Origin of the sequence: Kribbella sp. NPDC049227, assembly GCF_043197265.1 — a bacterium.
GTDB lineage: Bacteria > Actinomycetota > Actinomycetes > Propionibacteriales > Kribbellaceae > Kribbella.
Genome location: NZ_JBICST010000004.1, coordinates 475535 through 498907, shown reverse-complemented (window position 1 = coordinate 498907; position 23373 = coordinate 475535). Strand labels below are relative to the sequence as shown.

Below are 23373 nucleotides of genomic sequence, written 5' to 3'. Positions count from 1 at the left end.
CGGAAGGCTGTCGCCAGGCGGATGAGGGAATCTGCGGACCGGTGAAGGTTCGCCTGCTCATGTGGATTGTCGGTAGAGGCAGCGAGTCGGCGCAGCTCCGTGACAAGCCAGTCGGTCCGCGCCTTCCGCTCCGCCGGCGTCGAGCGACTCGGCGGCGGAACGTCCGACGGCGGGCAGGCCGGCGCCGCGTAGTCCGACGGGGTGTAGTCCGACGGGGTGTGGCTCGAATGCTCCATGGTCTGTCCTCCCGAGGTGTGATCTCGGCGGAGAACATATGGAGATTCGCCCCTGTCCCAGCGGCGAACTTCTCAGCTGTGGATAACTCCGGACCGCGAGTCAGAAGAGCGTCGGAGGATCGAGCTCGACGGGCTCGGGGAGAGGCTCGAGAGAGGGGAGGACAGCGCGGACGTCCGCGTGGAAGCGGCGGGCGAGGTTCAGGGCCTCAACGTTGTCGGGGGTGTGGAGGAAGATCGTGGGTGAGCGGCCTTCGTCCAGCCAGTTCACGACGAGGTCGACCAGGTAGGTCCAGCCTTCGACGGTTTCGGCGACCGAGTCCCGGCCGATGTAGCGGACGATCGGGAACGCGGTCAGCGCGCGGGTACGCCGTACCACGCGTGGCTTCTTCATCCATGCGTCGCGCTCGGCGTAGCTGGTCGGTCGGCGTCCGAAGAGCGTGACCGTGTCGAACGGGATCCACTCGGCATCGACGCGCCCGAGGACCCGTTCGAGTTGACCGGCGGCAACCGCGTCGTCGAAGAACGCCGGGTGGCGGACCTCGACGGCGTACCGGTAGCCGCGAGGGGCGTAGTGGAGGAACGCGGCGAGCGTGCCGAGGTCGGTGGGGGAGAAGGAGGCCGGGAGCTGGATCCACACAGCGTGGTTGCGTTCGGCGAGCGGTTCGATGGCGGACAGGAACGCACGCAGTTCGCCTTCGACGCCGGTCAACCGCCGTTCGTGGCTGATCACCTGCGGCAGCTTCACCACGAAGCGGAAGTCAGGTGGCGTCTGCGCTGCCCAGCCGGCGACGGTCGACTGTGCGGGCGTCGCGTAGAAGGTGGTGTTGCTCTCGACGGCGTTGCACCACGACGCGTACCACTCCAGCTTGGACCGCGACGGCTGCGGCCAGGCGGCGTGGGTCCACTGCGCACACCCCACATGCAGCCGCATCAGGCCAATCTATAGAACAGCCCCGCAGCCACCACACCGGTGACCGCGGGGCTGAACGACGTACGTCAGCGCTCGACCTCGCCGCGGATGAACTTCTCCACCAGGTCGCGGCAGACGTCGTCGGCGTACTGCTCCGGCGGCGACTTCATGAAGTACGACGACGCGGACAGGATCGGGCCGCCGATGCCGCGGTCCTTGGCGATCTTCACGGCGCGGATCGCGTCGATGATGATGCCGGCCGAGTTCGGCGAGTCCCAGACCTCGAGCTTGTACTCCAGCGACAGCGGTACGTCGCCGAAGTTGCGGCCCTCGAGCCGGATGAACGCCCACTTGCGGTCGTCCAGCCAGGCCACGTAGTCGGACGGGCCGATGTGCACGTTGCGGGCGTCGATCTCGTCGCGCAGCTGCGACGTGACGGACTGGGTCTTGCTGATCTTCTTGGACTCCAGCCGCTCGCGCTCGAGCATGTTCTTGAAGTCCATGTTGCCGCCGACGTTCAGCTGGTAGGTCCGGTCGACGGTCACGCCGCGGTCCTCGAACAGCTTGGTCAGCACGCGGTGCGTGATGGTCGCGCCGATCTGCGACTTGATGTCGTCGCCGACGATCGGTACGCCGGCCGCGGTGAACTTGTCCGCCCACTCCTTGGTGCCGGCGATGAAGACCGGCAGCGCGTTGACGAACGCGACGCCCGCGTCGATCGCGCACTGCGCGTAGAACTTGGCAGCCTGCTCCGAGCCCACCGGCAGGTAGCAGACCAGTACGTCGACCTGCGCCTCGCGCAGCGCGGCGACCACGTCGACCGGTGCGCTGTCGGACTCGGTGATGGTCTCGCGGTAGTACTTGCCGAGACCGTCCAGGGTGTGACCGCGCTGCACCGTGACGCCGGTCGGCGGCACGTCGCAGATCTTGATCGTGTTGTTCTCACTGGCGCCGATCGCGTCGGCGAGGTCCAGTCCGACCTTCTTGCCGTCGACGTCGAAGGCGGCGACGAACTGCACGTCGCGGACGTGGTACTCGCCGAACTGGACGTGCATCAGACCGGGGACGCGCTCGTCGGGCTTCGCGTCGCGGTAGTAGTGCACGCCCTGGACGAGCGAGCTGGCGCAGTTGCCGACACCGACGATCGCTACGCGGATCGAGGTCATCTGGAACTCCTTCAATTAGGCGGTTGGTGCAGGTCAGGGGGCCGCTGTTGCCGCCGCTCGCCGTCGATCAGCTCGTTCAGCCAGCGGACCTCGCGCTCGGCCGACTCCAGGCCGTGCCGTTGCAGCTCGAGGGTGTAGGCGTCGACTCGCTCCGCCGTCCGGGTCATCGCCGCCCGGAAGTTGGCCAGCCGCTCCTCCATCCGGGCCTTGCGGCCCTCGAGGATGCGCAACCGGGTGGCCGGATCGGTCCGGCCGAAGAACGAGAAGCGGACGCCGAACGTGTCGTCCTCCCAGGCCGACGGACCGGCATCGTGCATCGCGTGCGCGAAGTGGTCCTTGCCGTCGGCGGTGATCGTGTACACGATCTTCGGCCTGCGGCCCGTCCCCGGCGTACCGGGGTCGGCCGTGATCAGGCCGTTGCGGAGCATCGCCTTCAGACACGGGTAGAGCGACCCGAACGACAGCACGCGCCCCCAGCCGAACTGGGCGTTGACGCGCTTGCGGAGCTCGTAACCGTGCATCGGCGCTTCATGCAGCAGACCGAGTACGGCGAGTTCCAGGACCCCACTGCGGTTTCCCATGACCCCACCTCCCACGGTCCAGTTTGTCATGACCTGATGTATCGGTTCGATACATCGCTTCGCCACTGTAAGCAGACCCGAGGACTGTGGACAACTCCTGACAAAGCCGCCCTTTGTCAGCTTGATCACGCGGCACGCCGAGAAACCTGTTAGGTCAGGCGCCGATCTGCGTTTAATCGTGTGACACAGCGTCGTGGTTCAGGAGCGGAGGGTCATGGCCGACAGCCAGGCGAAGCACGCGAAGCAGGACGTCGAGAGCGGTGCGAACGGCGGAGGCCCGCTGGCCCAGGTCGCGCTGCGGTTCACCGCCTTCACCGAGAAGTGGCTGCCGGACGCGTTCGGGTTCGTACTGGTCGGCACCTTCGTCGTGCTGCTGTTCGGGCTGGTCACCGGTGAGCCGCTGCTCAAGCGCCCCGACGATCCGGCCGCGACCAAGGGCTTCGGTCTGGTCGACGCGTGGGGCCTCGGGTTCTGGAGCCTGATCACGTTCACGCTGCAGATGGTCATGATCATCATCGGCGGGTACGCCGTCGCGACCAGTCGACCGGTCGCCCGATTGATCGCCCGACTGGCCAGGATCCCGCAGCGCCCGCGGACCGCGGTCGCGTTCGTCGCGGCGGTGGCCATGCTGGCGTCGTACCTGAACTGGGCGTTCAGCCTCGTCTTCGCCGCGATCCTGGCGCGTGAGGTGGCCCGCAACGTGCCCAAGGCGGACTACCGCGCGCTGGGCGCCATGGCGTTCCTGGGCCTCGGCACGGTGTGGGCGCAGGGGCTGTCCGGCTCGGCCGCGCTGCAGGTGGCCAGTGCGAGCAGCAGTCCGGCGCCGGTGCAGGAGGTCATCAAGGCGAGCGGCCACGCCAGCGGGCTGATCCCGCTCAGCGACACCATCTTCACCTGGCAGGCCGTTCTGGCGACCCTCGTCGTGTACGTCGTCGGCGTCGGGATGGCGTGGATCATCGCGCCGGGCGAGGACAAGTCACGGACCGCCGAACACCTCGGGATCGAACTGCGGCCACTCGTCGGCCGCGGATCGGCGTACAACGGTCAGCGGGAGGAGAGCGAAATCCGCCGGCCGGGGGACTGGCTCGAGCACTCCCCACTGTTCAGTCTGCTGATCGTGCTGCTCGGAGCGGTCTACTTGGTCCGCTACTTCAGCGGGAAGAACTTCTTCAGCGCGCTCGACCTCAACACCGTCAACCTGATCCTGTTCCTGCTCGCCCTGCTGCTGCACTGGCGGCCGTGGCGGATGGCCCGCGCGGTCCGCGACGGCGCGCCCGCGGCGGCCGGCGTCCTGCTGCAGTTCCCGCTGTACGGCGGCATCTTCGGAATGATCGCGTACACCGGGATCTCCGCCCGGCTGGCGGGCTGGTTGGTGCAGGCAAGCAACCAGTTCCTGTTCCCGCCGCTGGTGGCGATCTACTCCTGCATCCTCGGCATCTTCGTGCCGAGTGGCGGGAGCAAGTGGGTGATCGAGGCGCCGTACGTGCTGCAGGCCGCCAACGAGCTGAAGGTGGACGCCGGCTGGATGGTGGTGGTCTACGACCTCGGCGAGGCGAGCGCGAACCTGCTGCAGCCGTTCTGGATGCTGCCGACGCTGGCCATCCTCGGGCTCAAGGCGCGCGACATCATGGGCTACACGTTCACGATGTTCCTGGCCTGTTTCCCGGCGGCGCTGATCGCCGTGACCTTGCTCGCACCGCACGTCACCGGGTGATCCGGGCGGAAATCGCTTGCTTCCGCCCGGAAAGATCTGGGTAAGGCCTGGCCCGGCGCACGCCCGGGTGACCGCTCGGCTTGTTAGCATCCGGAGCGGATTCGGGGCCGTTACCACACCCACCGTAGTCTGTGGGGCAATGACTTCCGCGAGATCGTCGAGGATTGCACAGTGAGTGAAGCTCGTAGAAGGGCCGTCCCGGCCCGCAAGCCCAAGAAGCACTGGGCGCTCCGGGTCCTCGGCTGGCTGGCCGCACTCTTCTTCGTCGGCGTCATCGGCGCCGTCGCGACCTTCTTCATCGTCTACCAGACGACGGACATCCCGGACCCCAACAAGGAGTTCGCGACCAACACGACGACGGTCACGTTCGCCGACGGCAAGCAGCCGCTCGGCTCCTTCTTCGATCAGAACCGGCACTCGGTGCCGCTGGCGCAGATCCCGAAGCACGTCCAGGACGCGGTCACGGCGGCCGAGGACCGCACCTTCTGGACCAACCCCGGCATCTCGCCGTCGGGCATGATCCGGGCGGCGTGGAACATCGCCCGCGGCGAGCAGCTGCAGGGTGGGTCGACGATCACCCAGCAGTACGTCAAGGTCATGTACCTGACCCAGGAGCGGACCGTCTCCCGGAAGTTCCAGGAACTGTTCATCGCGACCAAGCTGAGCCGGTCGCAGGACAAGAGCAAGACCCTCGAGGGCTACCTGAACACCGTCTACTTCGGCTATGGCGCGTACGGCATCTCCGCGGCCGGCGACGCCTACTTCCAGCAACCGGATCCGCGCAAGCTGACCGTCCCGCAGGCCGCCTTCCTGGCCACGGTGCTCAACAACCCGAGCCTGTTCGACATCAACGACCCGCGCGCGTCGAAGCGGATCCTCGAGCGCTACAGGTACGTTCTCGACGGGATGCGGCAGAACGGCACCATCACCCAGGCGCAGCAGACGGCGTACAGCAAGTCGCTGCCGAAGATGAACATGAAGAAGAAGAGCAACCGCTTCAAGGGCCCGAACGGCTTCCTGCTCGACATGGCGCGCAAGGAACTGCAGCGGCTGGGCTTCGACGAGGACCAGATCAGCGGCGGCGGCCTGAAAGTGGTCACCACCTTCGACCTCAAGGCGCAGAACCAGATCGTCAACGCCGGGACTCAGGAGCTGCCGAAGAAGCGGAACAACCTGCATGTCGGCATGGCCTCGGTCCGGCCGGGCACCGGCGAGCTGGTCGCGATGTACGGCGGACCCGACTTCCTGAAGAGTCAGTTGAACTGGGCCACCAGACCGGCCCGGCCGGGATCCGGGTTCAAGCCGTTCGCACTCGCGGCCGCGCTGAAGGACGGCACGTCGGTCTGGGACATCTTCCAGGGCGACAGTCCGATCGAGATCCAGGGCCAGGAGCTGAACAACGAGTTCGACGAGGACTACGGCGACGTCACCTTGCTCAAGGCAACCGAGCAGTCGATCAACACCGCCTTCTACGACCTGGTCGACAACAAGATGGAGAACGGTCCGGCCAAGCTCGTCGACGCGGCCGAGGCGGCCGGCATCCCGAAGACCAAGGCGCTCGAGATCGGCCGGAACAACCCGTCCACGGTCCTCGGCCCGGACCCGTACGCCTCGCCGGTCGACATGGCGAACGCCTACGCGACGTTCGCGGCCGACGGCATGTATGCCCCGGTGCACACGATCAAGAAGGTGACCGGTCCCGACGGCAAGGTGTTGTGGTCCGAGAAGAGCCTGGACAAGCAGAAGGCCCAACGCATCGACAAGAACGTCGCCCGGATGGTCAACTACGCCCTGCAGGACGTGGTCGAGAAGGGCACCGGCGAGGACGCCAAGGAGCTGGACCGCCCGGTGGCCGGCAAGACCGGTACGGCCGGTGGTGTGGCGGCCGAGCATCGCAAGGCGAACGCGGCCTGCGACGGCTGCAAGGACGGCGAGGACACTCTGACGTCCTGGTGGACCGGGTACACGCCGCAACTGTCCACCTCGGTGTTGTACCGAGCCGGCACGACCGGTGAGGGCGACCTCGACCCGTACTCCAGTGACGACGCGTTCTTCGGTGGCGGCTGGCCGCTGAAGACCTGGCTGGCCTTCATGGACCCGGCACTGGCCGGTCAGCCGGACGAGGGCTTCCAGGATCCCGACGAGGACGAGCTCAAGGACAGCCCGACGCCGACCTTCACGCCGTCGGAGACGCCGACCAGCACGCCACCCGCACCGCCGACGAGCACTCCGCCGCCGCCGCCGACCACCACGCCGAGCGACACACCGCCGACCAGCCCGAGCCCGAAGCCGACGAAGAAGCCTCCCCGGACACCTCCGGGCTGGCCGTTCCCCACAGGTGGCACGCCCAACACGCCGGACACTCCCGGCGGCGGCGACCAGTAGCCGGCCCCCGTGTTCGAGCGGACGGCCGGCGACGAAGGCAAGCCCGGCCGGGCTCGGCGGGCCCGGGCCGACGGCGTCGGGCTGTCGCGATGGCTGCCGACCGCGATGGGCCGGGAGGTGCTCGGGTGGTGGCTGGTCACCCGGGCAGCGCTGTTCATGCTGTCGGTGTCCGCGCCCCTGCTGTTCAACCGCGGCAGCGACTACCCGAACGTCTGGCGGGCCTGGCTGCAGTGGGACGTCTGGCACCTCAAGGCGGTCGCGGAGTTCGGCTACAACAACGGTGAGCCGTCCGGGGCGCCGTTGGCCGCGTTCTTCCCCGGATTCCCGCTGCTGGTCCGGATCGTCAGCTGGACCGGGATCGGTTACGTTGCCGCCGGCATCGTCGTGTCCGCGGTCGCCAGTGCTGTCGCGGGCGTGTACCTGGCGCGACTGGCGCAGTACGAGTTCCCGGAACTGAAGGACCTCGGTCCTCACGCCGCGATGATCTGGTACGGCGCTCCGGTCGGTGTGTTCCTGGCCGCCGGGTACACCGAGGCGCTGTTCTGCGCGTTCGCGTTCCCCGCCTGGCTGGCGGCACGGCAGGGCCGGTGGGCGCGCGCGGCGATCTTCGTCGCGCTGGCCTCGACCGTGCGGGTGTCCGGCATCTTCCTCGCGTTCGCCCTCGTGGTCGAGTTCGTCACGTCGAAGAAGCGCGACTGGCTGTCGCTCCCGTGGCTGGCCCTGCCGGCCGTCCCGGTGCTCGCCTTCATGGCGTACCTGAAGCAGATCCACGGCTCCTGGTTCGCCTGGCAGGAGGCGCAGGAGAAGGGCTGGGCGCGCGAGTTCACCTGGCCGTGGACCTCGCTGATGCACACGATCGAGGCCGCGACCAAGGGCCACTTCGCCGCCGACCGCAGCGACTGGACCTGGATGTTCCGGGCCGAACTGGTCGCGCTCGTGGTCGGCCTGCTGCTCCTCGCGTGGCTGATCCGGCGTCGTTCCTGGGGTGAGGCCGCCTGGGTCGCTGCCACCGTCGGCGCGTTCTGTACGTCGTTCTGGATCTACTCGCTCACCCGGGCGACGCTGCTCTGGTGGCCGCTGTGGATCGGCCTGGCGGTCATGAGCAGGCGCCGACTCTGGCTCGGCCGCCTCTACCTGGCGCTCGCGATACCCCTGGCCGCGATCTGGGCGGCCGCCTTCTTCACCGGCCGCTGGACCGGCTGACGGGCCCTGTTCACGCCTGAACCGTCCGGCATGTGGACAGTTTGCGGGGTAGGCAACCCCTGAGGGGGCTCGGACGTCGTTAGGTGTGAAGGGGTGGCAGTCCGGGCGGGGACCGCCACCCCTCTCAAATGTTCCGGCGGAACCTTTCAGGGGCAGGCTCCGCCGAGAATCGTCCAGCGTGGGCGGTGGCCGGTCGGGCTGCCGCCCATACTGCTGTCGGACGGCATGCAACCGCCGCCGGTGGTCGGCCAGTAGTTCCAGGGTGGAGATCGCCGACGACTGAGGGGGCCGGACCGTGACGGATCGGGACGCCGAGTTCCTGGAATACGCAGCAGTGCACCGCGGCCGGATGCTGCGGACGGCCCGGCTGCTGACGTCCGGGGACGCGTACTGGGCCGAGGACCTGGTCCAGGTCGCCCTGACCAAGCTCTACGTGCACTGGACGAAGGTACGCCGGGAGGACGGCGCTGCCCGGTACGCGGACCGGATCCTGGTGAACACGTTCCTGGACGAACGGCGCCGGCTCTGGCGTCACCGGGAAGCCAGCACCGACCACCTGCAGGATGCGGACCCGGCCCCTGGCCCGGACCAGGCGGAGCGGCTGACCGTGCTGCAGGCGCTGGCGAAGCTGCCGCGTCGCCAGCACGCCGTGGTGGTGCTGCGCTACTTCCGCGACCTCGACGTCCAGGCGACCGCCGAGTTGATGGGCTGCTCGACCGGGACCGTCAAGTCCCAGACCTCGCACGCGCTCGCGAAGATGCGCGATCTCCTCCACGACCCACTCGACACCCTGGAGAGCCTGCGATGACCGATCTGAAGGAGTTGCTCGACCGGGCCGCCGGTGCGGAGCCCGGCGTCAGCGATGCCGACCTGTCCGCCGATCTCGATCGCGGCCGCCGTGCGCTGCGTCGCCGCCGGGCCACCGGCATCGCCAGTGGTGCGGTCGCCACCGCCCTGATCGTCGGCGTCGGCTGGTCAGTGCTGCCGACGGGTACGGCGACGGACGGGGCACCAGAACCCGCCGGGCCGACCACCGCCGCGACCCCGACCCCGGCCCCGATGCCGTCGCGGTCCCCGGGCCAAGTCATCGGTGGACTTCCCGGCGATCACCGGCCGCCGGCGCCCGTACCGTCCACCCCGGTGCCGCTGGTGGCCACTGCCAAGGCATTCCCCGGGCCGATCACCTGCGACCTGATCCCGCAGGGCTGGGCGGTCAAGCTCGTCGGGACCAAGCAGAACGGCGATCCCTCACAGCAGGATCTGACCGACCCGAACCTGCGGAACCCCGAGCAGTACCACGCGGAGAGCCGGTACCTGCGGATCCGCGCCTCCCAACTGATGGACCAGGGCGAGGGCCTCACCGCGGACAAGTACTCGACTCCGTGGACCGACCTGCCGAAGGTCCGTGCGGGCAAGAACGAAGCGGTCATCACCCCGGGCAACACCCGCAACGGTCGCCGCGAGCTGTTCGTCCGCCAGGGCAGGAGCACCCGCGTCGTGGTCCTCAGCAACAGCGCGTACAACCTGGGCTGGGACCAGGCGACACTGCTGAAGTTCGCCGGTTCCTGCCACTACAAGAAGTGACAGGAACCGGCGAGCTCGATCAGCCGTAGTTGCGGTCGATCGACTGCGACGGAGTCGGGCTCGGCTTCGTCTCGGCGGCCCGCTTGTCGCTCGGGTGCGTGCCGGCCTCGACGCCCTTCAGCGTGCCGAGCAGTTCGACCTCCGACAGCGTGACACCGGCGGCGCCCGCCGCTGGTGTCAGCACCAGCCGGTACTGCGTGTAGGCCTTCGGCGAGGCGATGCTGAAGGCTCGGGTGGACGACGGCCACGGCCAGGTCTGCCCGGTACGCCGGTCCACCGCGGACCACGTCGTACCGTCGTTGGACCCTTCCAGCACCCAGGCCGACGGGGCCGTGCCGGTGGCGCCGCTGGTCAGCGTGTAGATCCCGACCGGGCGGCCCTGCGGGAGCGCCACCGTGATCGTCGGGGTCGCGCCGGTCAGCGTGACCTGGGTCTTGGAGTCGTTGTCGGTCAGCGCGGTCACGTCCGCGTCACCGGCCCCGATCACCGCACCCTCGTCCTCGGTCGAGTCCCGCCACGTGCTCGGGTCCTCGCCCGGGGTGGTGATCGACGGCGGGGCGTCGTTGCGGCCGGTGCCCCACCGCGACGGCTGGTCGGTCATCTCGAACTCGATCTTGCCGCCGTTCGCGATCAGGTCGTGCGGCAGAGCGGTCGACGTCCAGTTCTTGCCGTTGATCTTCACGCCCTTGACGTAGATGTTCTTCGCGCTGTTGCCCGGCGCGCTGATCGTCAGCTTCTTGCCGCCGGCCAGCCGCACCGTCGCCTTGGTGAACAGCGGCGACCCGATCGCGTACGTCGGCGATCCGACCTGCAACGGGTAGAACCCGAGCATGCTGAACAGGTACCAGGACGACATCTCGCCGTTGTCCTCGTCACCCGGGTACCCCTGCCCGATCTCGGACCCGAGGTACAGCCGCGACAGCACCTCGCGCACCTTCTCCTGCGTCTTCCACGGCTGACCCGCGACGTCGTACATGTAGGTGATGTGGTGCGACGGCTGGTTGCTGTGGCCGTACTGACCCATCCGTACGTCGCGCGCCTCGAGCATCTCGTGGATCGTGCCGCCGTACCCACCGGTGTGCAGCGCGTCCTCCGGCGTACTGAAGAACTCGTCGAGCTTCTTCGCCAGGCCGTCGCGGCCGCCGTACAGGGCGGCCAGGCCGGCGCCGTCCTGCGGCGTCGAGAACGCCATGTTCCACGCGTTCGTCTCGGTGTAGTCGTGACCCCAGTCGCGCGGGTCGAACGTGCCCGGCGAGCTGCCCCAGACGCCGTCCGGGCCCTTGCCCTGGAAGAAGCCGAGCGCCGGGTCGAACAGCGTGACGTAGTTGCGGGCCCGGTTCAGGAAGTACTTGTAGTTGTCCAGGTACTCCTGCTTGCGCGGGTCGTTCTTCTTCGCCTTGTCGTACAGCGCCTTCGACATGTTCGCGATGCCGAAGTCGTTGATGTAGCCGTCCATCGACCAGCTGAAGCCCTCACCGGTGGTGTTGGCGGTGTAGCCGTTGAAGGTGGCGAGATCCATGCCCTTGCGGCCGACGTTCTGCGACGGCGGTACGGCGGTCGCGTTCTTGACCGCCGCGTCGTACGCCGCCTGGACGTCGATCCCCTTGATGCCTTTCAGGTAGGCGTCGGCGAACGCGACGTCGGAGCTCGTGCCGACCATCAGGTTCGCGTAGCCCGGGGACGACCAGCGGGAGATCCAGCCGCCGTCCTTGTACTGCTGGACGAACCCGTTCACCAGGTCGGCCGCGTCGTCCTGGGAGAACAGCGAGTACGCCGGCCAGACGGTGCGGTAGGTGTCCCAGAAGCCGTTGTTCACGTACGTCTGCCCGGCGACGATCTTCGATCCGGTCGTGGTCGGGGTGTCCGTCCCCACCTTCGGCGAGGTCGGCGACGCGTAGGTGATCACCGGCTTGCTTGCCGTACCGGTGTTCTCCGAGCCGTTGTTCGGGTAGAGGAACAGGCGGTAGAGGTTCGAGTACAGGGTGGTCAGCTGGTCGGCCGTCGCGCCCTCGACCTCGATGGTGCGCAGCTTGGCGTCCCACAGTTGCTGCGCGCTGTCCTTGACCTTGCCGAACTTCGAACCGGCGGGCAGCTCGAGCTCGAGGTTCTTCTTCGCCTGGGCCGTGCCGATCAGCGAGGTGGCCATCCGCAGCTCGACCTGCGTCACCTTCGGGCCGAACGAGAAGTAGCCGCCGACCGCCGCGCCGCCGCCGTCCGACAGCTTGCCGGAGGCAACCACCTTCTGGTCGACCACGCCGTACACGAACAACCGGCCGGCTCCGGTCGACAGCCCGCTCTTGATGTCGCTGAACCCGGTCACCACACCGGTCTCCGGGTCGAGCGTCAGGCCGCCGCTGTTGTTCACGTTGTCGAAGATCAGTGACGCCTTGCCGGCCGGGAAGCTGAACCGCAGCATCGCGGCGTGGTCGGTCGGAGTGATCTCGGCCGCGTTGCCGTTGTCGAACGTCACGCCGTAGTAGTACGGCCGGGCGACCTCGTTGTCGTGACTGAACGACCAGGCCCGCGCCTTCCGGTCCGCCGCCGGAGTGGCGGCCGTCGACGGCATCACCTGGAACGTCTGCCGATCTCCCATCCACGGGCTGGGCTCGTGGCTGATCGACAGCGCCTGCATCGTCGGCTTGTTGTCCTCGTTGTTGCCCTTGGCATAGTCGTACAGCCAGGACGTCGAGCCGGCGTTCGTCACCGGCGTCCAGAAGTTGAAGCCGTGCGGTACGGCGGTCGCCGGGAAGTTGTTGCCCCGCGAGAAGCCGCCGGTCGCGTTGGTGCCGCGGGTGGTGAGTGCGAGGTCCGACGGGTGCTTCGACGCGGTCTTCTGCGCCGCGGTGTCGGGGTTGATCGCCTGCGCGATCCGCAGGTCGTCGACCCAGCCGCGGAACTCGGCCGGTCCGGACGGCTTGTCGTAGCCGATCAGGATTCGCTGGATCGTCTTGCCCTTGGCCACCGTGCCGAGGTCCGCCTCGACGTTGTTCCACTGGTTCGTGGACAGGCCCTTGGCGTCGCCCTGGCCGCGCGGGCTGAGCTCGAAGCCGTGGTGGTCCTTCGCCTTCAGATCACTCAGGTACGTCCCGTCCGAGAACGCCAGGTCGATCGCGGCGTACGTGCTCGGGTAGCTGAGGTCGCCCTCGCTGTGCTCGGGGAAGATCTTGTACGACAGCCGGGTGTCCTTGCCGACCTTCAGATCCACGTCGGCGATCTTGTTCCAGGTGTAGCCACGGCCCTCGGCGGTCTGGTGCCCGGCGTACCGGAACGACTTGACGCCGGTGAAGCCGACCCGGGCGCGGGCGTTGTACGCGCTGGTCGGGCCGGAGTCCAGCCGCGACTCGGCCACTGGGCCGGGCGGCGGCAGCGGCGCGCCGTTCGACAGGTACCAGTCGGCCAACTGGACGATGTTCTCGCCGTGGTTCAGCGTGACGTCCAGCTTGAAGAACTTGAACGCCGTCTCGTTCGTGAAGCTGTACTCCTTGGTCTGGAACCTGGTCTCGAAGCTCTCGCCCGTCCGGGTGTCCAGCGTCGTCCACGTGGTCCCGTCGTTCGAGCCCTGCATGGTCCAGTTCTGCGGGTCGCGGCCGTCGGCGTCGTTGGCCGAGGTCAGCGCGTACTTGCGGATCACCACCGGGACCGAGGTCTCGTAGACCAGCCAGCCGGTCGGCTCGAAGACCAGCCACTTGGTGAACTTGTCACCGTCGGCCACGTTGGTGGCGATCTCACCGCCGCCGGTGTTCTCGCCGTTCGCGGTCACCTTGGTGACCTTGTCCATCTCGCTGCCGCCGATCCCGGTCGGGGTCGGCCCGCGGACCCCGTCGGTGCGCGGCTGCCCGTCCGCCCCGGTCTCGACCGCGTCGGTATAGCCCGGCTGCGGCTGCCCCGGCTCGAACGAGGTGAAGAACGAGGATCCGGTCACGACCGGTTGGTCCTGCGCGGTGTCTGATGCCGAGGGGACGGCATGCGCTGACGTCATGGCAGACGACATTGTCACAACTAGCCCGAGAGACGCGACGAGCCCCAGAGGGCGGCGGAGATCCATCTACGCTCCTTGCACGGCCGGACCGGCACGACAGCGCGAGCTGCCCACCAGTGGAGTACGCGGCCCCGATGACAAGGTTGTCAGCCCGCGCCCGGGGCGATCCTGCCCATCATGATCACCCGCGGTCAAGGGTTCGTCGCGCACTGTTCGCCCGTGTCTCGGGTTTGGTCGGTCGGCGGTAGGTTGAGGGCATGGACGAACGTGTGCTGGTTACCGGGGCGGCCGGGTTTATCGGGCGGGCTGTGGTGGCTGCGCTTCGGGAGCGTGGGGTTGCGGTGACCGCGGTGGATCGGGAGCCGCCGGACCCGGCGTGGGACGAGGGTGTGCACGTGGTGACGGGCGATCTTGCCGAGCAGGAGACGTGTGTTGCGGCGTTCGAGACTCGGCCTACCGCGGTGGTGCATCTTGCGGCGCTGACCTCGGTGTTGCGGTCGGTGGACGCGCCCATGCAGACGTTCGCTCAGAACGTGACCATCACGCAGGTGCTGCTGGAGCTGTCCCGGGGCAGTGGGGTGGACCGGTTCGTGCTGGCGTCTACCAACGCGGTCGTGGGGGACGTCGGCACGTCGACGATCACGGCGGACCTCCCGTTGAGGCCGTTGACGCCGTACGGGGCTACCAAGGCGGCGTGCGAGATGCTGCTGTCGGCGTACTCGGGCAGCTACGGGATGGCGACTGCCGCGCTGCGGTTCACCAACGTCTATGGGCCGGGGATGTCGCACAAGGACAGCTTCGTGCCGCGGATGATGCGGGCCGCCCTGAGCGGGACCGGCGTCCGGGTGTACGGCGATGGTCTGCAGCGGCGGGATCTGGTGTTCATCGGTGACGTGGTCAAGGGGATCTTGCTGGCGCTGGACAGCAAGTACGACGGGCGCGCGATCATCGGATCGGGTCGTTCGGTGTCGGTGCTCGAGATGATCGAGACGGTGCGGACGGTGACTGGATGTCCGGTGCCGGCTGAGCACATCGAGGCACCGGCGGGTGAGATGCCGGCGGTGGTGGTCGACATCACCAACGACCTCGGCTACGCGCCGACGGTGTCACTGGAAGACGGGCTCGCCCGCACGTGGCACTACTTCTCCACCCAGTGATCAGCCAACTGCGCCGTCCCCTCGCTTCGCTCGGGGGCGGGAGAGAGATGTTGAGGAAGCACTGGCTGCTCGTCGGGCTGCTGGTGCTGGGTGCCGTGCTCCGGGTGCTGGCGACGATCGCGTACCGACCGGCGATCTTGTACGTCGACTCGGTGCGCTACCTCGACAACATGCGCGAACTGAAGCCCGATCAGCTCAACCCGATCGGCTACTCGCTCTTCCTCAAGCCGTTGACAGCGCTCGGCGGGGTCACCTTCGTGGTGATCCTGCAGCATGTGATCGGCCTCGCCCTCGGCATCGCGATCTACGCACTGTGCCGCCGCCTCGGTGTCTACCGCTGGCTCTCCGCGCTGGCCGCCGCACCGCTGCTCCTGGACGCGTACCAGGTCCAGATCGAGCAGAACATCATGGCCGAGACTCTGTTCGACGTACTGCTCGTCGGTCTGCTGTGGCTTCTGCTCGGATGGGGTGCCCCCGGTTGGAAGCGGGCGGCCGCCGCCGGGCTGATCCTCGGTGCCGCTTTCGTACTGCGCACCATCGGCATCACTCTGCTCGTTGCCGTCGTCATCTACCTCGTCGTGGTCGGCTCCGCCTGGCGGACCAGTTGGCGCAAGGTGCTCGGCCGGAGCGCTGCGGTCACGGCCGTGTTCGCGATCGTGCTCGGCGGCTACGCGACGTACTTCCACTCGCACACCGGCCGGTGGGGCTTCTCCGGTGCCGAGAACCAGGTGCTGTACGGCCGGACCGCGGTCGTTGCCAACTGCGCGAAGCTGCCGCTGAACGACGGCACCCGGCTGTTCTGCCCCAAGGAACCGCTCGGGCACCGACTGGGCGTCGACAACTACGCCCACGACCACTACGGCGACCCGAACTGGCCCGGACCGCTGCCTCCCGGTACGACGAAGCAGCAGTTGGCGACCGACTTCAGCATGCTGGTGATCCGGCACCAGCCGGGCGACGTGGCGTGGGCAGCACTGAAGGACTTCTTCAAGGGCTTCGCGCCCACGCGCACCACCTCGCCGGACGACGTGCCGCTGGACCGCTGGCAGTTCCAGCTCACCTACCCGAACCTCGGCGACCCCAACACCGCCAAGGCCGCGGTGAAGTGGGGCGGTACAGAGCCGCACGTCAACACCGGGCCGGCCAAGGTACTGCGCGCCTACCAGCTGCACGGCGGTTACACCCCGGGCCTGCTGCTCGGCATCGCCGGCCTGATCGCGTTCGCTGCGGCGTTCGGGCTCGGCCGGGCGAGGACATCACGACTCCGGTCGGCCGCACTGCTGCCAGTTGCGGCGGCAGTGATCCTGCTGCTCGGGTCGGCCGCCTTCGAGTTCTCCTGGCGCTACCAGCTGCCCGGACTGGTGCTGTTCCCGTTCGCAGGCGCGCTCGGCCTGACCGCTCTGCTCGGCCGCAGCCAGCAGCGCCCACCACTGGCGCAGTACCCGGACAAGGTCGATTCCCAGGCGCTCGACGACCTCCACGAACGGCACGGCGATCCTGCCTTCGCGCCGCTGGTTGTGGTGATTGCCGCCTACAACGAAGCTGGCGGCATCGGCGCCGTCCTGGACAACATGCCGAAGACCTGCGCCGGCCTCCCGGTCGACGTACTGGTCGTCGTCGACGGTGCCGAGGACGACACTGCCGAGATCGCGGAGAAGCACGGCGCGTACGTCTGCGTCGCACCGGTCAACCGCGGCCAGGGCGCCGCGCTGCGGCTCGGCTACCAGATTGCCGCTCAGGGCGGAGCGCAGTACGTCGCGACGACCGACGCGGACGGGCAGTACGACAACGACGAGCTGCCCGTGCTGCTCGCGCCGATCCTGGAGGGCCGGGCCGACTTCGTCACCGGCTCCCGGCGGCTCGGTCAGGAGGACGCGGACAGTCGCCTGCGCTGGGTCGGTGTGCGCGTGTTCGCCGTACTGGCGTCGATCCTGACCCGGCGGAAGCTGACCGACACGTCGTTCGGGTTCCGGGCGATGCGGGCGGCGCTCGCGTGCTCGGTGACGCTGAGGGAGCCGCAGTACCAGTCGTCCGAGTTGCTGCTCGGGGTGCTGGCCAGCGGTGCGCGGGTCGTCGAGTTGCCGATGACCATGCGCCGCCGTGGCGACGGGAGCAGCAAGAAGGGCCCGGGTCTGGTGTACGGCGCGAACTACGCCCGGGTCATGACTGGGACGTGGTGGCGGGAGTACGTACTGCGGCGGCTTCCGGCTTGGCGAACACGAACCGGTCGAACAGCACGAACTTCAGGATGAACATCACTCCGTAGGTGCCGAGGAAGGCCGCGCTGACCAGCACGGTCTGCCAGGCGTGGGAGTCGATCCGATCCCGCAGCCAATGGTCCGCGGCGCTGGTCGCCAGCGCCGCGGCGAGCGCGGTGACCACCACGATGATTGCGTACGGCAACAGCTCGCGAGTGCGGTCGGCCCGGCCGCTGCGGCCCCACGCCCAGCGCCGGTTCAGCACGTAATTCGGCAGCGCGCCGGCCAGGAACGCGATCACGCTCGCCCACAGCGGGCGGGCACCGATCCAGTAGCACAGGGCGAACGCCAGCTCGCTGATCACACCCGCGATCACCGACGACGCGGAGTACTTTGCCCACAGCAACAACCGGAACCGCGGCAGCCTCATCCCGGCACCCGGGCCACGCCGAGCACCGTCTGCCCGAACGGGGCCGGGACCACCGACTCCACCGCCCGGGTCACCGGTACGACGAACCGGTCGTAGATCGAGACCAGTCGCGGGTTCGGTTTGGTGCTGCCGCCGCGGCGAACGGCCGCCCACCAGGCGATCCCGCCGAGCAGGTTCACCGGCTTGGCCAGCTCGACCCGGAGTCCGGCGCGCTCGAACGCGTCGCGCAGCGTGGCCGGCGTGTACCGGCGGAAATGGCCGACCCGGCGGTCGAACTCGCCGTACAACTGCTGGTAGCCGGGCACCCACAGCACGATGGTGCCGCCGGGAATCACCAGTCCGGCCAGTGATTTCAGCGCTGCGGCGTCGTCCTCGATGTGCTCGAGCACGTTGATGGCAACGATCGAGTCGACCGGCTTGCCCAGCGAGAGCTCGCTGCCCAGCGCCAGTTGCCGTGCCTCCACCTCGGGCCGGTCGGCGAACCGCTCCGACAGCAGCTCGACCGCGTCCGGATCCGCGTCGGTGAGCACCAACCGGTCCAGACCGGTGAACTGGGTCGCGAACTCACCCAGCCCGGCGCCGACCTCCAGGACGCTGCGTCCGCAGTGCGGCGCGATCAGGTCGTACTGGTAGCGGCGATACCGCGGCTGGTCGGCGCCACCCTGCTCGAGGTCGCGTCCGGTCGCGTCGCTGAAGGCTCCGGTGTGTTCCCGCATCCTGGCAATTGTGCCCCCTCCCCGCGAGGCTGTGACGGCTGGGACGGATTGCCAGCAAATTCTCAGCCTCCGAAGTGGAACTGATCACGTTAGGTTTGGTGCACACCGGGATAGGAACAGGTACAACGGCAACTTTTCTCTCTACTGCGAAGGCGGAACCCCTCGTGCGCGTACTGGTCCTCGGTGGTGATGGTTACCTTGGGTGGCCGACCGCGCTCCACCTGTCCGATCGTGGTCATGACATCGCTGTACTCGACAACTTCGCCCGCCGGGGCTACGACACCGAGCTGGGAGTGCAGAGCCTGGTGCCGATCCAGGACCTGGACGCCCGGGTCGCCGCCTGGGAGGAGGTGTCCGGAAAGCGGCTCACGTCGTACGTCGGGGACCTGCTCGACGCGGACTTCGTCTACCGGGTGCTGAGCGAGTTCGAGCCGGACGCGATCGTCCACTTCGCCGAGCAGCGGGCGGCGCCGTACTCCATGATCGACCGGGCACACGCGGTCTACACCCAGCACAACAACGTGGTCGGCACGCTGAACCTGATGTACGCCATCGCCGAGACGAACCCGGACATCCACCTGGTCAAGCTCGGCACGATGGGCGAGTACGGCACGCCGAACATCGACATCGAGGAAGGCTGGCTGGAGGTCGAGCACAACGGGCGCAAGGACCGGATGCTCTACCCGAAGAAGCCGGGCTCCTTCTACCACCTGAGCAAGGTGCACGACTCGCACAACCTCGAGTTCGGCTGCCGGATCTGGGGCCTGCGAGTCACGGACCTGAACCAGGGCGTCGTCTACGGGCAGCAGACCGACCAGACCGTGCAGGACGAGCGGCTGGCGACGCGGTTCGACTACGACGCCGTGTTCGGCACCGTGCTCAACCGGTTCGTCATCCAGGCCGTACTCGGTGAGCCGCTGACCGTCTACGGCACCGGCGGACAGACCCGTGGCCTGCTGGACATCCGGGACACGGTCGAGTGCATCCGGCTCGCGGTCGAGAACCCCGCGGACGCCGGCGAGTTCCGGGTCTTCAACCAGATGACCGAGAGCTACTCGGTCGCCCAGATCGCGGAGAAGGTCGCGGAGTGCTTCCCCGGCCCCGTCCAGGTCGAGCACCTGGAGAACCCGCGGGTTGAGCTGGCCGAGCACTACTACAACGTCAAGCACACCGGTCTGGTCGGCCTCGGCCTGCAGCCGCACCTGCTGTCGGAGACGCTGATCGAGTCGATGTTCGACATCGTCTCCGCCAACAAGGACCGGGTCGACCCGGCCGCACTACTGCCGACCGTCCGCTGGCGCGGGCAGCTGAAGTCCTAGACGAAGAAACAGAAGATGTGGCCGACCGGGTCGGCGTAAACGCGCACGTTGGGCTGCGGCTGGAACTCCATCAGCCGCGCCCCGGCGTCGATCGCGCGCCGGTGCGCCGTCTCCAGGTCGTCCACCTTGAAGTCCAGGTGCAGCTGCATCTGCTGCTGCTCGGGAGAGCTCGGCCAGGTCGGCGGCCGGTACGTCGGTTCGCCCTGGAACGACAACTTCGTCACGCCCTGCGGGCCGATCGCCGTCGCCCAGCCGTCCTCGTCGTCGCCGAGCTCCCAGCCGAGCAGCCGGCAGTACCACCGGGCCAGCTCCTGCGCGTCCGGTGCGTCGAGGACCACACCCATCAACGGAATCTTCTCGTTCATTCAGCACACCCTAGGCACGCCCACCGACAAGCAGCGTCGGGATCGCCGCGAGGAAGCGGTCGCGCCGGCCGCGGTCGGCCTGTTCGGCCAGCCAGCTGTCGGCGTCGTCCTGCGTGATCAGCGCCTCCTTCACCGCCGCGGCCGCCGCCAGCTCCAGCTGAGGCGCCATCGCCGAGTGATCCGTCACGACCTCGGTCCGTACGACGACCTCGACGTCCTGGAACCCGGCGTCGAGGAGCAGATCGCGGAGGCTGCGGGCCGCCCGCGGGGACACCGAGCGCGACTCGAGGCCCAGTAGTACGACGTCGGTGAGGTCCTGGTCGGCGCTGTCGATCAGCAGGAAGCCGTAGTCCTGTCCACCGAGCACGATCCGTCCGCCCGGCCGCACCACCCGCCGCGCCTCCGCCACCGTCGGGACCGGGTCCTCGAGCAGGTGGAACAACCTGACCGCGCGATAGCCGTCCATCGACTCGTTCTCCAGCGGCAGGTCGTCGGACCGTGCCACGTGAAACATCGCACCGGGCACGCGGGTCCGGGCAGAGTCGATCGCCTCAGGGTCCGCGTCCACACCGGTCACCTTGAGGCCCTTCCTGGCCAACTCGCCGACCGCATGCCCGGCGCCGCAACCCACATCTACGCAGGTCGCGCCCCGCTTCAGGCCCAGCAGCCGGTACGACTCCGCCCGGAGCTCCGCCGCTCCGGCCCGTTCCTCGATCCGCTCCAGAAAGCTCATGACCTCACGCTGCAACTTCAGGTCCACCTGAAGTCAAGCGGCCGGAGATTGTCACACTTTCGGACGGATCTGCGTCAGGCTGGGTGTCGGGACCGTCCCGTCGATCTCGCAAGACAGGGAGCAGGGTCGTGAAGTTCGCGAAGACCATCGTGTATGTCGAGGACGCCAAGGCGTCGATCGAGTTCTTCGAGCGCGCGTTCGGGCTGAAGGGGACCTACTGGGACCAGGGCGCGGGAGAGGTGGACGCGGGCGACACCAAGATCGTCTTCGCCACCTACGCGGTCGGCCAGAGCCACCTGTCGGCCGTCGGCACGCCCGGTGCGGTCGGCTTCGAGCTCGGGCTCACCAGTGAGGACGTCGAAGGCGACTTCCAGCGGGCCGTCGACGCCGGTGCGGAGCCGCTGAAGGCTCCGGAGAAGACGCCGTGGGGCCAGGTCTCGTCGTACCTGCGCTGCCCCGACGGCACCGTCATCGACCTGGCCTCGCCGGCCTAGGCCGTTCTAGTCCATCGACACCTTGTCGAAGCTCGTGGTGGTGAAGCGGACGTCGACACCGACCGTGTCGCCGACCGCGGGGGGCGCCACCGACGAGGGCAGGAAGAGCATGCTGGCCTGCATGTGCGGCGGCTCCGCGAACCAGCGCTGCTTGCCCTCGATGGTGAACGGCGACAGCGCCATGCCCGCCGCATCGAGGCTGCCCTTCGCCATCGCGATCGCCCGCTGACGGACGCTGGCCGCCGCGGTGGGAGCCTCCAGGCCGACACCGTGCGCGGTCCCGCCCGACACCACCAGAATGTGGCCGTCGCCGCTCACCCGGCGCTGCCGGTAGCCGACCCGCTCGCCCCGGCGGACCGAGTGCACGTCCAGGACGGTCGCCCGTACGGTCAGCGCACCCCGGTCGCCCAGCCAGAGGCCGGTGCCCATCCGCAGCTTGACGTTCTCGCCGATGTCGGCCAGCTTCTGCGCCGGCACGTGCGACACCCACAGCGTGCCGCGCCGGACCGCCTCGGCCGCCTTGCCCAGCTCCTGCGCTTCCCTGAGGTTGGCCGACGTACCGCCGGCGCCCATCGGGAAGTGCAGCGACCAGCCCTCGAACCGGATCCGGTCGAGCGCGTTCAGCAGCATCGTGTGCCGCAGTTCGCGGGCGCCGATGCCGTGCCGGCGCATCGAGGTCTGTACTTCGATCAGCACCCGGCTGCCGGCCGGGATCGAGACCAGGTCGGCCAGCCGGCTGACGGTGTGGATCACGTTCTTGCTCTGCGGCACCTCGAGGAACGGGCGCCACGGCGACAGCACGACGACATCCTCACGCGGGTCCGGCGGCACCTCGAAGTACGTGCCGACCGCGATCGTGCGGGCGCCGAGCGCCCGGGCCTCGGCCATCAGCCGGGGGTTGCCGAATCCGTACCCGTTGCCCTTGGCGACCGGGACGATGTCGGGGTTCCACGTGGAACGCAGGTGTTCGCGCCATCGATCGGAATCGACGTGCAGGACTAGGGGCATGGTGTCAACGCCGTCTCATGTAGAGGTCGAATGCGGTGTAGAGCGCCTTGTTCAACGGCAGATCCCACTCACCGACGTACTCGACGGCCTCGCCGCCGGTGCCGACCTTGAACTGGATCAGCCCGACGTGCGGGTCGTTCGGGTCCAAGGTGTCGGTGATGCCCCGTAGGTCGTACACGGACGCGCCCGCGGCGAGCGCGTCCGCCATCATGCGCCACTGGATCGCGTTCGATCCGCGGACGTCGCGTTTGGCGGTCGAGCTGGCTCCGTAGGAGTACCAGGAGTGACCGCCGACCCGGACCCAGATCGTCGACGCGACCAGGTCGCCCTGATGGTAGGCGTTGTAGATCCGGAAGTCGCAGCAGCCGGCCGGCTGGTTCGCCATCGCGTCCAGCATCTTGACGAAGTACGGCAGCGGCCGCGGCGTGAAGTGATCCCGCTCGGCCGTCTCGACGTACAGCGCGTGGAAGGCCTTCAGGTCCTCGGGACCACCCTGCGTCACCTCGACGCCGGCCTTCTCCGCTTTCTTGATGTTGCGCCGCCAGAGCTGGTTCATGCCCTTCAGCAGGTCTTCCTGGGTGCGGCCGGCCAGCGGCACCTGGAACACGTACTGCGGCTGCCCGGCAGCGAACCCCTCACCGGTCTTCGGCGCCTTCCAGCCCAGTGCCCGCAGTTGCGCGGCCACCGTCGCACCGGACGGCTCGATCACGTCCGCGCGTACGTCGCCGAGCTTCGGCTGCTGTCCGCCGGCGATCGCGTCCTTGATCGTCTTCGCACCCCACCGCCGCGTCGCCACCGGCGGACCCATCCGTACGCCGAACGCCCCATGCTCCTGCAGATGCGCGGCCAGCGGACGCAGGTACCGGCCGAGGTCGACAGCGTCCCAGTCGATCACCGGACCCTCGGGCAGATAGGCAAGGTACCGCTTCACCTTCGGCATCTGCCGGTACAGCACCAGTCCGGCGCCGACCAGCACCGCCGGATCGGCCGGGTCGTACCAGCCGAGTGACTCCGCCTTCCACTCACTCTTCACAGCCGCCCACCCAGGGGTCTGCAGGAAGCTCGCCGACGGTTGCGCGGCGACGTACGCCGCGTGCTCGTCGGCCGAGATGGTCCGGATGCTCAAGTCACTCACGGTCGGTCAGGTTACCGGCCCGGAGCCTCAGACCGTAGCCGAGCCGGTCACCTGATCAAA

The 23373-nt window shown here is 68.4% G+C and carries 19 protein-coding genes; 9 read left to right on the top strand and 10 right to left on the bottom strand.

The features are described from left to right. Positions 1-336: 336 nt before the first annotated feature. From ACGFH6_RS20170 to ACGFH6_RS20160, 3 genes are all read right to left on the bottom strand, one after another. A complete protein-coding gene (locus ACGFH6_RS20170) occupies positions 337-1167 on the bottom strand; it encodes a DUF72 domain-containing protein (protein ID WP_393385771.1) in 831 nt (276 codons plus the stop codon). Positions 1168-1232: 65 nt separating this feature from the next. Further along, entirely contained in the window at positions 1233-2312 is a 1080-nt protein-coding gene (locus ACGFH6_RS20165) for an inositol-3-phosphate synthase (RefSeq protein ID WP_393385769.1), read from the bottom strand. Positions 2313-2323: 11 nt separating this feature from the next. Continuing rightward, entirely contained in the window at positions 2324-2893 is a 570-nt protein-coding gene (locus ACGFH6_RS20160; protein WP_131363387.1) for a PadR family transcriptional regulator, read from the bottom strand. A 214-nt stretch (positions 2894-3107) separates the two neighbouring features. Between ACGFH6_RS20160 and ACGFH6_RS20155 the strand changes: the two genes are divergently transcribed. From ACGFH6_RS20155 to ACGFH6_RS20135, 5 genes are all read left to right on the top strand, one after another. Then, positions 3108-4607: a short-chain fatty acid transporter gene (locus tag ACGFH6_RS20155; RefSeq protein WP_393385766.1), complete on the top strand. Its 1500-nt coding sequence runs from the start codon at positions 3108-3110 to the stop codon at positions 4605-4607. A gap of 171 nt (positions 4608-4778) precedes the next feature. After that, on the top strand, positions 4779-6992 hold the full coding sequence (locus ACGFH6_RS20150; RefSeq protein ID WP_393385764.1) for a transglycosylase domain-containing protein: 2214 nt from the start codon (positions 4779-4781) through the stop codon (positions 6990-6992). Positions 6993-7001: 9 nt separating this feature from the next. Beyond that, positions 7002-8195 carry a mannosyltransferase family protein gene (locus tag ACGFH6_RS20145; RefSeq protein WP_393385761.1) on the top strand — a complete coding sequence of 398 codons (1194 nt, stop codon included), beginning with the start codon at positions 7002-7004 and terminating at the stop codon, positions 8193-8195. 295 nt (positions 8196-8490) lie between these two features. Next, positions 8491-9003 (top strand): SigE family RNA polymerase sigma factor, encoded by a 513-nt coding sequence (locus tag ACGFH6_RS20140; RefSeq protein ID WP_393385759.1) that lies wholly within the window; start codon positions 8491-8493, stop codon positions 9001-9003. Continuing rightward, the gene (locus tag ACGFH6_RS20135; RefSeq protein ID WP_393385757.1) at positions 9000-9779 is read left to right on the top strand and encodes a hypothetical protein; all 780 of its coding nucleotides are present in this window, start codon (positions 9000-9002) and stop codon (positions 9777-9779) included. The genes ACGFH6_RS20140 and ACGFH6_RS20135 overlap by 4 nt, the downstream gene beginning before the upstream one ends. A 19-nt stretch (positions 9780-9798) precedes the next feature. Here the strand turns inward: ACGFH6_RS20135 and ACGFH6_RS20130 are convergent, their stop codons facing one another. Then, on the bottom strand, positions 9799-13758 hold the full coding sequence (locus tag ACGFH6_RS20130) for a GH92 family glycosyl hydrolase (protein WP_393385754.1): 3960 nt from the start codon (positions 13756-13758) through the stop codon (positions 9799-9801). Positions 13759-14015: 257 nt separating this feature from the next. Here ACGFH6_RS20130 and ACGFH6_RS20125 point away from each other — a divergent pair, with 257 nt between their 5' ends. Beyond that, positions 14016-14915: an NAD-dependent epimerase/dehydratase family protein gene (locus ACGFH6_RS20125; protein ID WP_393385751.1), complete on the top strand. Its 900-nt coding sequence runs from the start codon at positions 14016-14018 to the stop codon at positions 14913-14915. Positions 14916-14962: 47 nt separating this feature from the next. Continuing rightward, positions 14963-17167 (top strand): glycosyltransferase family 2 protein, encoded by a 2205-nt coding sequence (locus tag ACGFH6_RS20120; RefSeq protein WP_393385748.1) that lies wholly within the window; start codon positions 14963-14965, stop codon positions 17165-17167. Here ACGFH6_RS20120 and ACGFH6_RS20115 read toward each other — a convergent pair. Further along, the gene (locus ACGFH6_RS20115; RefSeq protein ID WP_393385745.1) at positions 17076-17543 is read right to left on the bottom strand and encodes a GtrA family protein; all 468 of its coding nucleotides are present in this window, start codon (positions 17541-17543) and stop codon (positions 17076-17078) included. The two genes, ACGFH6_RS20120 and ACGFH6_RS20115, sit on opposite strands and share 92 nt — an antisense overlap. After that, the gene (locus ACGFH6_RS20110; protein WP_393385742.1) at positions 17540-18259 is read right to left on the bottom strand and encodes a class I SAM-dependent methyltransferase; all 720 of its coding nucleotides are present in this window, start codon (positions 18257-18259) and stop codon (positions 17540-17542) included. The genes ACGFH6_RS20115 and ACGFH6_RS20110 overlap by 4 nt, the downstream gene beginning before the upstream one ends. 164 nt (positions 18260-18423) lie before the next feature. On the opposite strand from ACGFH6_RS20110, the gene ACGFH6_RS20105 reads away from it, so the two are divergent. Next, on the top strand, positions 18424-19578 hold the full coding sequence (locus tag ACGFH6_RS20105; RefSeq protein ID WP_393385739.1) for an NAD-dependent epimerase/dehydratase family protein: 1155 nt from the start codon (positions 18424-18426) through the stop codon (positions 19576-19578). On the opposite strand, the gene ACGFH6_RS20100 is transcribed toward ACGFH6_RS20105, so the two are convergent. Beyond that, complete coding sequence (locus ACGFH6_RS20100) at positions 19575-19943, bottom strand: VOC family protein (RefSeq protein ID WP_393385737.1); 369 nt, start codon at positions 19941-19943, stop codon at positions 19575-19577. The genes ACGFH6_RS20105 and ACGFH6_RS20100 overlap by 4 nt on opposite strands. 10 nt (positions 19944-19953) lie before the next feature. Beyond that, positions 19954-20676 (bottom strand): methyltransferase domain-containing protein, encoded by a 723-nt coding sequence (locus tag ACGFH6_RS20095; protein WP_393385734.1) that lies wholly within the window; start codon positions 20674-20676, stop codon positions 19954-19956. A 128-nt stretch (positions 20677-20804) separates the two neighbouring features. On the opposite strand from ACGFH6_RS20095, the gene ACGFH6_RS20090 reads away from it, so the two are divergent. Then, on the top strand, positions 20805-21170 hold the full coding sequence (locus ACGFH6_RS20090; RefSeq protein WP_360451597.1) for a VOC family protein: 366 nt from the start codon (positions 20805-20807) through the stop codon (positions 21168-21170). Positions 21171-21176: 6 nt separating this feature from the next. Here ACGFH6_RS20090 and ACGFH6_RS20085 read toward each other — a convergent pair whose 3' ends face one another. Together ACGFH6_RS20085 and ACGFH6_RS20080 are read right to left on the bottom strand one after the other, a co-directional pair. Then, a complete protein-coding gene (locus tag ACGFH6_RS20085) occupies positions 21177-22178 on the bottom strand; it encodes an alanine racemase (RefSeq protein WP_393385731.1) in 1002 nt (333 codons plus the stop codon). A gap of 4 nt (positions 22179-22182) precedes the next feature. Then, on the bottom strand, positions 22183-23313 hold the full coding sequence (locus ACGFH6_RS20080; RefSeq protein ID WP_393385729.1) for a lipid II:glycine glycyltransferase FemX: 1131 nt from the start codon (positions 23311-23313) through the stop codon (positions 22183-22185). Positions 23314-23373: the final 60 nt, after the last annotated feature.

Bases quoted from the DNA above. Each gene is read 5' to 3' on its own strand.
- ACGFH6_RS20110 (WP_393385742.1), bottom strand. From the start codon at position 18,259: ATGCGGGAACACACCGGAGCCTTCAGCGACGCGACCGGACGCGACCTC.
- ACGFH6_RS20130 (WP_393385754.1), bottom strand. From the start codon at position 13,758: ATGACGTCAGCGCATGCCGTCCCCTCGGCATCAGACACCGCGCAGGAC.
- ACGFH6_RS20095 (WP_393385734.1), bottom strand. From the start codon at position 20,676: ATGAGCTTTCTGGAGCGGATCGAGGAACGGGCCGGAGCGGCGGAGCTC.
- ACGFH6_RS20135 (WP_393385757.1), top strand. From the start codon at position 9,000: ATGACCGATCTGAAGGAGTTGCTCGACCGGGCCGCCGGTGCGGAGCCC.
- ACGFH6_RS20120 (WP_393385748.1), top strand. From the start codon at position 14,963: ATGTTGAGGAAGCACTGGCTGCTCGTCGGGCTGCTGGTGCTGGGTGCC.
- ACGFH6_RS20170 (WP_393385771.1), bottom strand. From the start codon at position 1,167: ATGCGGCTGCATGTGGGGTGTGCGCAGTGGACCCACGCCGCCTGGCCG.
- ACGFH6_RS20085 (WP_393385731.1), bottom strand. From the start codon at position 22,178: ATGCCCCTAGTCCTGCACGTCGATTCCGATCGATGGCGCGAACACCTG.
- ACGFH6_RS20100 (WP_393385737.1), bottom strand. From the start codon at position 19,943: ATGAACGAGAAGATTCCGTTGATGGGTGTGGTCCTCGACGCACCGGAC.
- ACGFH6_RS20160 (WP_131363387.1), bottom strand. From the start codon at position 2,893: ATGGGAAACCGCAGTGGGGTCCTGGAACTCGCCGTACTCGGTCTGCTG.
- ACGFH6_RS20155 (WP_393385766.1), top strand. From the start codon at position 3,108: ATGGCCGACAGCCAGGCGAAGCACGCGAAGCAGGACGTCGAGAGCGGT.
- ACGFH6_RS20115 (WP_393385745.1), bottom strand. From the start codon at position 17,543: ATGAGGCTGCCGCGGTTCCGGTTGTTGCTGTGGGCAAAGTACTCCGCG.
- ACGFH6_RS20125 (WP_393385751.1), top strand. From the start codon at position 14,016: ATGGACGAACGTGTGCTGGTTACCGGGGCGGCCGGGTTTATCGGGCGG.
- ACGFH6_RS20165 (WP_393385769.1), bottom strand. From the start codon at position 2,312: ATGACCTCGATCCGCGTAGCGATCGTCGGTGTCGGCAACTGCGCCAGC.